The organism is Phycisphaerales bacterium (genome assembly GCA_016699835.1).
Taxonomy (GTDB): domain Bacteria; phylum Planctomycetota; class Phycisphaerae; order Phycisphaerales; family UBA1924.
In genome coordinates, this window is the sequence record CP064987.1 from 706,708 (window position 1) to 719,946 (window position 13,239).

The 13,239-nt window shown below is 64.9% G+C and carries 8 protein-coding genes; 1 reads left to right on the forward strand and 7 read right to left on the reverse strand.

Going from position 1 to position 13,239, the window contains the following annotated elements:
* The first annotated feature begins 1 nt into the window (after position 1).
* Positions 2-499 (forward strand): low molecular weight phosphotyrosine protein phosphatase, encoded by a 498-nt coding sequence (locus IPK69_02995; protein QQS10403.1) that lies wholly within the window; start codon positions 2-4, stop codon positions 497-499.
* Positions 500-534: 35 nt separating this feature from the next.
* Here the strand turns inward: IPK69_02995 and odhB are convergent, their stop codons facing one another.
* The 7 genes from odhB to IPK69_03030 all read right to left on the reverse strand — a co-directional run bounded on the left by odhB (position 535) and on the right by IPK69_03030 (position 13,185).
* On the reverse strand, positions 535-1,863 hold the full coding sequence (gene odhB, locus IPK69_03000) for a 2-oxoglutarate dehydrogenase complex dihydrolipoyllysine-residue succinyltransferase (protein ID QQS09605.1): 1,329 nt from the start codon (positions 1,861-1,863) through the stop codon (positions 535-537).
* Positions 1,864-1,901: 38 nt separating this feature from the next.
* Positions 1,902-4,850, reverse strand: coding sequence for a 2-oxoglutarate dehydrogenase E1 component (locus IPK69_03005; protein ID QQS09606.1), 2,949 nt, complete (start codon positions 4,848-4,850; stop codon positions 1,902-1,904).
* A gap of 177 nt (positions 4,851-5,027) precedes the next feature.
* On the reverse strand, positions 5,028-5,897 hold the full coding sequence (gene pstB, locus IPK69_03010) for a phosphate ABC transporter ATP-binding protein (GenBank protein ID QQS10404.1): 870 nt from the start codon (positions 5,895-5,897) through the stop codon (positions 5,028-5,030).
* A 59-nt stretch (positions 5,898-5,956) separates the two neighbouring features.
* On the reverse strand, positions 5,957-7,273 hold the full coding sequence (locus tag IPK69_03015; protein QQS10405.1) for an ABC transporter permease subunit: 1,317 nt from the start codon (positions 7,271-7,273) through the stop codon (positions 5,957-5,959).
* Between the two features lie 887 nt (positions 7,274-8,160).
* Complete coding sequence (locus tag IPK69_03020) at positions 8,161-8,991, reverse strand: ABC transporter permease subunit (protein QQS10406.1); 831 nt, start codon at positions 8,989-8,991, stop codon at positions 8,161-8,163.
* A 2,111-nt stretch (positions 8,992-11,102) separates the two neighbouring features.
* Positions 11,103-12,041: a hypothetical protein gene (locus tag IPK69_03025; protein ID QQS09607.1), complete on the reverse strand. Its 939-nt coding sequence runs from the start codon at positions 12,039-12,041 to the stop codon at positions 11,103-11,105.
* Positions 12,042-12,072: 31 nt separating this feature from the next.
* Entirely contained in the window at positions 12,073-13,185 is a 1,113-nt protein-coding gene (locus tag IPK69_03030) for a tetratricopeptide repeat protein (GenBank protein QQS09608.1), read from the reverse strand.
* Between the last annotated feature and the right edge of the window lie 54 nt (positions 13,186-13,239).

The window sequence follows — 13,239 nt, forward strand, 5'->3', positions numbered from 1 at the left end:
CATGTCTGGAACACACCCATCGAAGGAGCCCGTCGGCGTGCTCTTCGTCTGCCTGGGAAATATCTGCCGCTCCCCACTCGCCAAGGCTCTCTTCATCCACCACGCCAACGAGGAGGGCACGATCGACCGCTTCGACATCGACTCCTGCGGCACGGGCGACTGGCACGTCGGGCAAGACGCCGACCCACGCACCATCTCCGTCGCGATCAAGAACGCGCTCCCTTTCTCGCACATCGCGCGAACGCTCGATCACGCCGACTTTGATCGCTTCCATCTCATCCTCGCGATGGACCACGCCAACCGGCGAACGCTCCTCTCACGCGGCGCCCCCAAGGATCGCGTCCACCTCATGCGTTCCTTCGATCCCAGACTCAAGGATGTGACCGGCCCGGAACTCGACGTCCCCGACCCGTACTACGGCGGCGAGAGCGGCTTCGACCTCATGTACGACATGCTCCGCGCCGCGACGCGTGGGCTCCACGCCCATCTCATGCGCTAGAACGATTTCCAGTTCGCGTGACCTGTACGAGAGGCTCAGATCTCGAGCAAGAGCCGCTGCGGATCCTCGATCGCCTGCTTCACGCGCACCAGGAACTGCACGGCCTGCGCCCCGTCGATGATTCTGTGGTCATACGACAACGCGAGGTACATCATCGGGCGGATCGCCACCTGACCCGATCCGGCCGGGTGCTCGACCGCCCGGTTCTTGATCGCGTGCATGCCCAGGATGCCCGACTGCGGCGGATTGAGGATTGGCGTGCTCATGAGCGAGCCGAAGATCCCGCCATTGGTGATCGTGAATGTTCCGCCCTGCATCTCGTCGATGCCCAGTTTGCCGTCCTTCGCTCGCGTCGCCAGGTCCTTGATCGCGAGTTCGATCTCGGCAAGCGACTTGCGCTCGCAGTTGCGGATCACGGGCACGACCAGGCCCTTGGGCGTCGAGACGGCGACCGCGATGTCGCAGTAGTTTCGCGTCTCGACCGCCGGGGCGCCGCTCTCGTCGGTCACGATCGACGCGTTCACGAGCGGGAACGCCTTCAGCCCGGCGACGCACGCCCGCACGAAGAAGCCCATGAACCCAAGGCCGATCGAGTGCTTCTTCTCGAACTCTTCCTTGTACGACTTGCGGAGGTCCATCACCGCGGTCATGTCGCACTCGTTGAAGGTCGTGAGCATCGCCGCGGTGTGCTGCGCCTCGACGAGTCGCTGCGCGATGCGCTGACGCAGGGGCGACATCCGCTCGCGGCTCGTGGCCCGATCGCCGGTCATACCCGCGAGTGATCCGGCCGCAGAAGCCGTCGCCTGCTTCGCGTGCCCATTCGTCGTCGCCGACGATCGTTTCGCTTCCACAAAGGCGAGCACGTCCTGCTCGCGAACGCGATGCCCCGCCCCCGTGCCGATGACTCGGGCGAGATCGACGCCATGCTCCTGCGCCAGCTTCTTCGCGAGCGGCGTCGCGCGGATGTCGTCGTCACCGGCGGGTGCGCCAACAGCCGTCGCGCCCGATGATCCACCACGCGCCGCGGCGCCCCCGCCCGCGGCCTTGGACTCTGCCGCCGCGCTCTTCGCCGGGGCCTTCGATTCCGCCTGGACCTCGGCCTTCGCTGGTGCCGCTGCCTTTTCGGGCTTCACCGCCGACTCGTCCACCTTCCCCACCACTTCGCCGACCTTCACCGTCTGCCCGACCTTGGCGACCTGGGTGATCGCGCCTGCCGCGGGGGCAGGGATCTCCATCATCACTTTGTCGGTCTCGAGTTCGATGACGGTCTCGTCGCGATCGGCATACTCGCCGTCCTTCTTGGTCCAGCGCGCGATCACGCCCGTGGTCACGGAGTCGGCGATTGTGGGGATGACGATGTCCATGTCTTTCCTCGTGTGCTCACACTGTCAATGTTCAACACCTAGCGCTGCTTCACAGGCTGGGCCGCGGGCTTCGCGGGCGCCTGCCCGTTCGCAGGCGCCTTGGCGTCTGCCTTGCCACCCGGGGCCGCGCCAACCGCGGACCGCAGGATGTCCTCCTGCTGATACTTGTGCGCCCGCTTCGATCCAACCGCCGGCGTCGAACTCGCCTCACGACCAATGTACTTGAGTTCCACGCCAAAGAGCGTCCGGAATCGATCCGCGATGTGCAGGTACGCCCCGGCGTTCCGCGGCTCTTCCTGCACCCACACGCGTTCAGCGGTATTCGGATACAGCGCCAGGATGGACTCGATCGCCTTCGCGTGCAGCGGGTACAACTGCTCGACCCGCACGAACGCGATGTCCTTGCGCCCCGTGGCCTCGCGCCGCGCCACCAGTTCGTGATAGATCTTGCCCGAGCAGAAGACGAGACGCTTCACGCCGCGCCGCGAGTCCGCCGCGCCGAAAGTCGCATCATCGATCACGTCGCGGAAGGAGCCTTTGGTGAACTCCTCGATCGTGCTCGTCGGCTCACGCAGCATGCTCTTGGGCGTCATCACCACGAGCGGCTTGCGGAAGGCCCGACGCACCTGCCGACGCAGGAGGTGGAACATCTGCGCCCCCGTCGACGGGTACACCACCTGGATGTTGTCGTTCGCGCACAACTCCAGGAACCGCTCCATCCGCGCCGACGAGTGCTCCGGCCCGGCGCCCTCGTAGCCATGCGGCAGCAGCAGCGTGAACCCGCTCCAACGCTCCCACTTGATCTCCGCGGACGCTATGTACTGATCGATGATGACCTGCGCCCCGTTGGCGAAGTCGCCAAACTGCGCCTCCCACATCACCAGCATGTTCGGGTCCGCCAGGCTATAGCCATAGTCGAACCCCATCACGCTAACCTCGCTCAGAGGGCTATCCCACACGCAGAACTGCGCCTGACGCGCACGCCCGTCGCTCCCGGTCGTGCCAGGCTCCTTCCCCACGCCATACTCGCCCAACTCCCGCATCGCGTTCAGCGAGACATGCGGCCTGGCGTTCACAAAGTCCCGGATCACCGCGTGACGCTGCGTGAACGTCCCGCGACGACTGTCCTGCCCGGACAACCGCACCGGCGTCCCCTCGAGCAGCAGCGACCCGATCGCGATCAACTCCGCGTCGGCGTGCGAGACCCGGCCCGTCTCGATCAGCGACTTGCGATCGGCCAGCAACTTCTCCAGCCGCGGGTGGACTGTGAACCCCTCGGGCACGCTCCCCATCGCGGTGCAGATCTCGCGCAGCGTCTCCAGAGGAATACCCGTCTCCACCGGCTCATGCGAGTACTCCGAGTTCATCCCCACCCAGCGGAAACTCCCGGGGTCAATCGTCGGATCCTTGGCCTTCTTCTTCGCCGCCTCCTGCGCCGAATCGAGCGCCGCGTTGATCTTCGCGTCAATCGACGCGCTCTTCTCCTGATCGATCACACCCTCGGCGAGCAGCCGCTCCTTGTAGAGCGTCAGCGTGGTAGGGCGTTCTTTGATGATGGCCGCGAGCAGCGGCTGCGTGAACGCCTGCTCATCCTGCTCGTTGTGCCCGTACTTGCGATAGCAATACAGATCGATGAAGACATCCTTGCGGAATCGCTGGCGATAATCGATCGCCAGCCGCGCGACGGCCACACACGCCTCGGGGTCCTCCCCGCTCACGTGGAAGATCGGCGCGTCGATCATCTTCGCCACGTCCGTGCAATACGTCGTGCTCCGCGCGTCCTCGGGGACGGTCGTGAACCCGATCATGTTGTTGACCACGATGTGCACGCACCCGCCAGCCGTGTACCCCTCGAGCCGCGAGAAGTTCAGGCACTCGGCGACCGCGCCCTGTCCCGCAACCGCAGCATCGCCATGGATGAGCAGCGGCACAACGCGACGACGCTCGTGATCGCCACGCACGCGCTGCTTCGCCCGGCAACGCCCCAGCACCACCGCGTTCACCGATTCAAGGTGGCTCGGGTTGCTCGCCATCGCCAGACGCATCTCGCGCCCGTTGCGCAGCGATCGAGTCCCCGAATAGCCGCGGTGGTACTTCACGTCACCACCACCGTCGGCAAACCCTTCCTCCCAGTTGTCCTCGAACTCCGTGAAGATCTGCTCCCACGACTTGCCCAGCGTGTTGTTGAGCACGTTGAGCCGCCCACGGTGCGGCATGCCCAGCACCATCTCGTCCACGCCCAGGTCGCTCGCCCGCTCGATCACGCGGTCCAGCATGGGAATCAACGAAATTCCGCCCTCAAGGCTGAATCGCTTCTCGCCCGCGTACCGCTTCTGGCAGAACGCCTCGAACGTCTCCGCGCGCGCCAACTGCTCCAGCACGTGCGTTCGGTCGTTCGCCGACAACGGCATCATCCCGCCGTGACGCTCGTACTGGTCCAGGAACCAGTCACGCTCCTCCTGGTTGCGGATGTGCATGAACTCCAGAGCGATCGAGCCGCAGTACGTTTTCTCGAGATGGTCGACAATCTCACGGAGCGTGCGGCTCTCTGGCTTATTCACCACCGTCACCGACGCCCGACGATCCAGGTCCGCCTCGGTCAACCCCCAGTACGAGATCGACAGCATCTCCGGGCGATCACGCTCGCGCCCGAACGGATCGACCTTCGCACACAGGTGCCCCGACTCGCGATACGCGTTGATCAGTTTGTTGACCGACGACTGGAACGGCGAGGCCTCGCCCGTGGCCGGCGCCGTCCCCCCGCTCGCGAGCGCCAGATCGAAACCCTGGAAGAACCGTCGCGAGTCCTCGGGCACCGAGTTCGGATCGGCCTTGAATCGCGCGTACTCCCCGTCGAGAAACTCGGCGCTCCACGAGTTCACCGCAGCGCCAACGCTCCACGTCGCTCCACCATCGGACGATCGTTTCGCCGACGGCTGTGGATTGTCCTTCGAGTGGCCCGCCCCTGCTTGTGCATCGCCAGACATAACGGTTTCCGTCGCTGACTCTCGATGCATCCATATCGACGCACCGAACGTAGACCAATCAACGCCCCGACCAAAGGGACATCCTAGTCTCACTATCGGGCCATCCGCGATACATCAATGGTGAATGTCAGAAAACTAGACCGACCATTCTACACGCAGTGCCGTGCCATCCAAACATCAACCAAAACGACCTCGCACATAGTCCTCGGTTTCGGGCAGAGTGGGACGCTGAAACACCTCACTCGTGGGGCCAAACTCCACAAGTCGCCCCAGATACATGAACGCCGTGAAGTCGCTCACGCGGGCCGCCTGCTGCATGTTGTGCGTCACGATGAGCACCGTGTACCGGCTGCTGATCTCATGAATCAACTCCTCGATCCGGAGCGTCGCGATCGGATCAAGAGCCGAACATGGCTCATCGAGCAGCAGCACCTCCGGCTCGGCGACCACGGCCCGCGCGATGCACAGCCGCTGCTGCTGCCCGCCCGACATGCCCAGCGCCGACTCACCGAGCCGATCCTTCACCTCGTCCCAGATCGCCGCCGACCGCAACGCCCGCTCGCACGCCTCCTCGAGCACGCGCTTGCGATTCTCGCCATCGATCCGCAGCGGATAGACCACGTTCTCGAAGATCGACATCGGGAAAGGATTGGGCTTCTGAAAGACCATGCCCAGGCGTTTTCGCAGATCGATGACGTCCACCGCCGGGTCATAGACCGACGAGCCATTGAGCGACATTGTCCCGGTGATCCGCACGCCATCGATCAGATCATTCAGCCGATTGACCGATCGCAGCAGCGTGGACTTGCCACACCCCGAGGGCCCGATGAGTGCCGTGACTTTGCCCCGAGGCACGGGCATCGTCACCGAGTGAAGCGCCTGCGACTTTGTGTACCAGAGACTAAAAGACGCGATCTCGAGCACCGGCTCCTGCTTGTGGATCGACGCGTGGACCGCCGGCTGGAACTCTCGCCCGTCCTTGATCGCCTCGATGACCCGATACCGCTTCACCCCCGAGCCACTCCGAGTGACGTCCACCGCCTGCATGGGCACGTCATTCGTTGATGCTGTCGAGATCGGCTTCGTCATTGGCGAAAGAGTCTCCATCACACACTAGCCCCTCGCGCCCCGGCGCGGAGCCGCGCCCGAAGCAGGATCGCCGACAGATTCAGGATCATCACGATGACCAGCAGCACCAGCGTCGTCGTCCACACCATCGGCCGCGCTGCCTCGGAGTCCGGGCTCTGGAACCCAAGGTCATAGATGTGGAACCCCAGGTGCATGAAACTCCGCTCCATGTGCACGTACGGAAACTCCGCGTTGATCGGCGGCTCGGGTGCCAACTTCATCGCCCCCACCAGCATCAGCGGCGCCACCTCGCCCGCACCGCGCGCCATCGCCAGGATAGCTCCCGTCAGAATCCCCGGCATCGCCTGCGGCAGCACCACGCGATGGATCGTCTGCCACTTGCTCGCCCCGCATCCGTAACTCCCCTCGCGCACACTCCGGGGCACCGCCGCAATGGCCTCTTCCGTCGCCACGATCACCACCGGAAGCGTCAGGAGCGCCAGCGTCAGCGCCGCCCACAACAGACCCTTGCTCCCGAACGTCGGTGCGGGCAGTCGCTCGGCGAACAACCCCGTGAAATACGGCGTCCGCGCCACGAGCAACACCACCCCCACCGCTGCCGCCGTCCATGCTCCTCCCGCCACCAGTCGCATGACACGCTTGCTCTTCGCATCGCCTCCCGAGAGCACCGAAGCCCGGGCGGCATTCAACAGCCACGTCCCCACGCCCAGTATCGCCACGATCGCCACCACCAGCACCCACCACGGCGCCCGGGGCATCGCCGTCAATCCGCTCCCCGCGGGCCCCGCGTCCACATATCCGCCAACCAGATAGCAGAAGAATCCAAGCCCGAAGACGCCATACACGATGCTCGGCACGCCCGCAAGGTTGTTGATCCCGATCCGCACCAGGCTCACGAGCGGCCCCTGTTTCGCATACTCCCGAAGATACAACGCCGCGATCACTCCCAGCGGCACCACCACAATGCACAACAGCACCGTCAGCAGCACCGTCCCGACGATCACCGGAAAGATGCCCCCCTCCTGATTCGCAAACCGCGGCTCCGACGACACATACTCCCACCACCGCGACACATACAAACCCAATCGCTCACCCAGAGTCATCGAGTTCGCCGGGACAATCCGCACGACCTGCGACAGGAGCATCGGCTCGGTCGAACCCTGTCTCATGGGCGCGATCTGCCCCGACGCGACATCGCGGATCGAGATCCGGACCTTCGCGTCCTCGCCGCGGATCGTCTCGATCTCGCCGAGAACTCTCGAATACTCCGCGTTCAGCCGCTCCATATCCCTCGTGGACTCCTGTCGGATCTCGTCAAGCCGAGTCAAGGACATCGCCGTACCAGACCACGGACTCTCCAGCAACACCGCAAGCCCAAGCCCAACAGCCGCGAGCACGACAACGACATGCCCCGCGCGAGCCACGGCTCCCGACACAGGCCGTCGCACCGCCCTCCACGCGATCACACCCGCACTCAACGCCGCGACAACAAGCGCGATCCAGACCGGCAACGCCAGCCCGACCGCACCTCCCGATCGCGATCGTTCGAGATCGAGTTCCGCCCGTCGCACACGCAGACGCTCCCGCTCGATCCCGCGATTCACGCGCGAGAGTTCTTCTTTCTCCAGTCGCTTGATCGCCTCGCGACGCCCCTGCGCCTCGCGGAGAAGCGATGGCGATTTCTCCAGCAGAGACGCCCCAGACGCCAACGTCTCTGACTCAGACGTGATCGACTCGGGCGTCCCGATGAAGACGCCCCAGTCCATCCGCTCGACCAGCACCGCGTCCGCGGGCCGAGACACCTTCGCCACGTCCCCATCATCAATCCAGCGGAAGGGCGTCCCGCTCACATCCCGATTCCCCACGCGATAGAGCGTGCGCGTGCGAGCCTCGCCCTCGCGCCCAGGGACCGATTCGCGCGCCGTCTCGATCCCCAGAAACGCCGAGCCGTTCGTGAGTTCCACGCGGTCGATCCGATCGGGCCAGAATGTCCGCGTCCCCTGCACCACGACCAGCGCCACAAGCCCCACGATCATCACGAGGCACAGCACCTGCGCCCCGCCCATGAGCCACATCACCGGCTCACCATGCGCGCTCAGCGGCGTCGAGGCACGTCGATGCACCGATCGCGCCCCCGCGATTCCCTTCTCAACCGTGCTCGTCGATGCCACGCTCACTCGATTCATCCACTCCATAATGTCACGATCACTCGATTCTCACGCTACAACGCCGCCAATCGCTTGCGAACCCGCTGGCGCACCACCTCCGCCGACGTGTTGATGATGAACGTCATCGCGAAGAGCACCAGCCCGCACGCCACGAGCACTCGATAGTGCGTGCTCCCCGGCGGCGCCTCGGGCAACTCCACCGCAATGTTCGCCGCCAGCGTCCGAAGCCCCGAGAAGATGTTCATGGACATCTCGGGCGTGTTCCCCGTCGCCATCAGCACGATCATCGTCTCCCCCACCGCGCGCCCAAGCCCGATCATGCACGCCGAAAAGACGCCCGACCCCGCCGCGGGAAGGATCACGCGAACCGCCGTCTGCCACGGCGTCGCCCCCGCGCCCAGTGACGCTGTCCGGAGTTGCGACGGCACGCTCCGAAGCGAATCCTCGCTGATGGTGTAGATGATCGGCACCACCGCGAATCCCATGATCACGCCGACCACCAGCGTGTTGCGCTGTGTGAACGTCCCCAGGATCGACTCACGAGGATCCAGACCGAGCACCTGCAGCACATACGCCACGCCAAAGGCACTCACGAGTCCCGCCCCCACGACCGCGAGGAATCGAACAAGTTCACGCGCGGCCGTTGAGGGCGTCGTTCCGGCTCGCCCTGATCGACGCCGTTGCATCTCATGGCGATGCATCCCATACCACACCGCGACGATCATCGGCAGCGCGAGCAGCACCCACCACCCAGGCCACGCCGTCCCGCGCTGCCCGTCCAGCCACAACCGCATGTCCCCACCGAAGAGCGCTCGCTCCAACGCCGGCCCAAGCCCCCACGCCAGCGCCACCCCGAGCACGATCACCAGCGCCATCGCCGCCATCTTCCGCGTCGGCCCGATCAATCCGGTCGATGAACGCGGGATCAACTGCCACACGTGCCCCCCGACCACCACCAACACCGGCACCGTCACCATCGCCACCAGCACGCGCACCAGATGTTCCGAAACCCACGGCGAGACCACCATCGCCGCGATGAATCCCAACACCACGGACGGCAGCGACGCCATCATCTCCAGCGTTGGCTTCACCACGCGACGCGTCGATGGATGCATGAACTCGCTCGTATACACGGCACACAACACCGCGAGCGGGATCGCGATCAGCATCGCGACGACCGTCGCCTTCAGCGTGCCATAGATCAGCGGCACCATGCTGTACTTCGGCTCGACCTCGTCCCCAGCCGCCGAAGACTGATACACCCACTCGGGATTGGCCTGCCCCTCATACTGCACCTTGCCGAAGAGCGTGCCCAGGCTCACCTCGGGGTGCTTGAGATCCGTGCGCCAGAGCGCCGAGTCGTAGGCCGCGTCCATCGCCCAAATGGCATCGCTCTTCGGTGTAAGAATCGCCGCCGTGATGCCCGTTGGTGCAACTCCTTCATTCCCGCTCGGAATCTCGAGATCCGCGAGGCGCTTGTCGCTTGTCATGTGATGGACCACCACCCGACCCGCCGCCGTCCCCACCACCACCGCCCGCACGCGACGGCTCGTCGAAAGCGTCCGCACCTCGCTCCCCACGTCAAACGTCGCCGTTCGAACGAGATGAACGCCATCCGCACTTGGCGCCGGCGTGAACGCCTGAACAACACCCGTCGAATCCCCCACGACCAGCGATTGACCACCCAGCAGCATGATCGCGGCCGTCACCGAACGCCTCCCGTCACCCACGAATAGCGGCACACGTTCCACGCTCTCGATCGTCCTGGCGTCGCCCGATTCACTCTTCGTCCTCGCGAACCGCTCGCATGTCCCGTCCTTCCACACCGCGACCACGTTCACGCCGTCGGTCGTCACGAACAACCAGTCCGGTGCCGCGCTCCTCGTCGAGTCCGGCACAAACACACGGAACGACTCGCTGCTCAGCGTCGTTCTATGCGTTCCACCGCCGAGCGGCCTGATTGTCCGTGCTGTGCTCAATGTCGCCAACCCGTCCGCCGCAAGCGCCAGGACAAACTTTTCCCCCGTCGGCAGCGACCGCACGTCAACACGGATCACCGCGCGGTCGCTCGCGCCCTCCGGCAACGTCGGCGGCGACAACTCCACCACCGGCTCGATGAACCGCACCTGAGCCTCGCCCGATCGCTCGACAACGCCCGCAACCGAAACCGTCTCGCCATCGTCATTCTCGCGAATGACCTTCGCGGGCGCCGCATCCCCGATCGCCAGCCCATTCGCCTCCACAGGTGCCTGCTCGAGCGTCAGCACCGTCGTTGTGAACCCGATCGTCCCGACACGCACGCGCCCGTCCGAAAGGCCCACGCCCACGTTGCCCACAAAGTCCACGCCGCTGATCGAGGTCACGTTCGGTGCGATCTCACCTTCATCGGCCTCGGGTGCAAGGCCCACACGGAAGAACTCTGGGGAGAGTGATGCGTTTCCGTCGTCCTCGCTCGATCGCCCGGCACTCGCCATCACCCCACGAACCACGGACTCCCCACCCACACCCGGCGTCGGCAGCAGCAACACCGCTCGCGCGTACTCATCGCCCACGGCATGCGAGACGCCGATTTTCCCATCTGCTCCCGCATCGCGAGCCGAGAGGCCCGACCACACACGCTCCGTCGTCGCCCCACGCACCAACGGCAACGCCGCCGCGAAGAGGTACACACAGATGCCCAACGCCGCCGCCAGCACGGCAAACCCGCCCACCATGATCACCGCACGGGCCGTCGTGTCGGCCACATACACCGATCGACGTGTCGCCGGTCGCCCGCGCCGCCCCGCATCGCCCTTGTTCGGCGTTGGACGTACCGACGAACTGTCCATCTCTGGCTTGGTCACGCGTGCGGTCCTTGCGTGGAAACCTGGTTCGAGTCCGGCCCGTTCGGCCAACGACAGGGTCCAACCCAACCGCCGGCACCAATTGTGCCCGATCACGCCCCACCAAGCACCGACCCTTTGTCAAGGTTGCGCTAAGTTGGCCCACTCGGGTGTCATGCAGGTCCGCGCCAGAACTGCCGTGATTCACGCCGCCACCTCGGCTTGCGCCAGAAGCCCCAGCCACGCTCCATGATCTGGTGACCGAAAAATTGGATCGTCAACAACAACGGAAACAACGCTGCAAAGGTCAACCCCACCAGCCAGGATGGCTGCAACACAGAATGCCCTTGACTCGCCAGCCACGACGCCACAAATGTTGCGGCAACCCCTCCAAGCACGCTGTAGATCCCGCATCGGACGAGCGCGTTTCTGTATTGGGCTTGGTCTCGCGCCTCGCCATTGATGTCGAGATGTTCCCGAGCAACTCGAATCGCCATGCGCACACGACCCGTGCCGCCAACCGGCACTTTGTGGCCACGCGCATCCTTGAACACGAACCCTTCCCTCGCGGATTCCGTCCACGATTGCGAGATCCGTCCGCCGCCTTTGAGTTCAAGCGTGATGATCTCCGAGGTGCATTCGATGAGCACACATTGGGCTCGTCGCGATTGGATCCAGTATCCGAGAGCACCCACGGCAATGCCAGCACCCATGGAAATCACCATGGCTCGATTGGGATCGACACCAAGCACCGCCAGTGTGGGAGTCCCGATCAGCAAACATGCCAAAGCACAAACCACACATGTCATGCCCGCGCGGAGATCCCGATGTGGGCCCGCAACATGGAGTGATCCCTCACGCCATGCCCGCCGAACCTGACGCACGATAAGCCGCCGAGCCATCGAGATCTGACGGCTGTCCCGCAAGAGTGTCGCAAGCCGTTTCTTCGGAAAGATCCGAGTCCCCGTCAGGTCGCACGCGAACGTATGGCTCCCCTCAAACCCCACCCGCTCCCAAGGCACCACCCCGTCCGCATACACCGACAGGACCTCAGCCGGCGGCTCCTCAAACCACACCCCACGAATGGACACATGGGCTTTCATCGCGATCACCCCGCCCTGATATCCATTCTTCCGCCTTCCCCTACGGCAGTTTCTCCAACCGCTCCACGATCGCCTTCGCGTGATCGTCCCCCAGCATCATCGCCCGCTTGGCAAACGCGATCGCCCCGTCGTTGCCCTTGATCTTCCCGGCCTTCTCCAGCCACACCGCCGCCTCGAGCGCCAGGGGCGCGTTCGTCGGGTCGGCCAGCGAGTGCTTCGAGTACAACCCCGCCGCCTCCACAGGCCGGCGCAATAGCCCATAGCACTGCCCCATCAGGTCCAGGACCCCGGGCTCGCGCTGCTGCGCCTCCGAGAGCGCCGTCAGCAGCGACAACGCCTCCTCGGCCTTGTTCTGACGCACTCCGATCCGCGCCTCGAGGATCCGCCACACCAGGCTCTGCGGGTCCAGCGTCCGCGCCCGCGCCACGTGCTGGCTCGCCAGCCCGAACTGCCCGCCCCGATACTCCAGTTCCGCGAGCGTTCCCCATGCGATCGCGTTGTCCGGATCAAGATTCAGCACGATGAGCAGGTTGGTCTTCGCGTCGTCGATCTTGTTCTGCTTGATGAGCGTCTGCGCGAGATACAGCGGATACCGCGCATCGGTCTTGTCCTGCGACTGCGCCGCCGCATAATGCATCGTCGCTCGCTCGGCGTTGCCCATCATGCTCGCGACGTTCCCCGCCGTGAACTCGATCGACGCCTCATGCGTCGCCGGCGGCGGGCACGCGATCGCTTTCTCCAACTGGTCGTACGCGTCCTGGAGCCGATGCTGCCCGATCAGAACCTCCGCCAGCATCACGTACATCCGTTGATCCTCGGGATACGTCTCCAGAGCCTTCCGCAGAATCACCTCGGCCTTCCCCGGCTCGCCCTGCTTGATGTACGTGTCCGCGGCATTCAGCGCCTGATCCGCCACATTCCCGCTCGCCGAACCGTTCGCCCCCGCGGCGTTCGCGTCCCCGGGCTTGAGCGCCTCGCGCAACACCAGCGTCAGCACCACCCCCGCCGCGATCGCCAGACCCGCGACCACGATCGCCGACATCGATCGCCGACCCGACCCCGCCGATCCCGAACTGCCTTCAGACTTGCCCATGTTGCTCGCTTCCATGCCCAAGAGTGCGGCGGACGATTCGACCGCCCATTTGTTCCGCACCGCATCTGTTCCATCGGCAAGGCCCTCGCCCCGCCATCGCTTACACTAGCACTC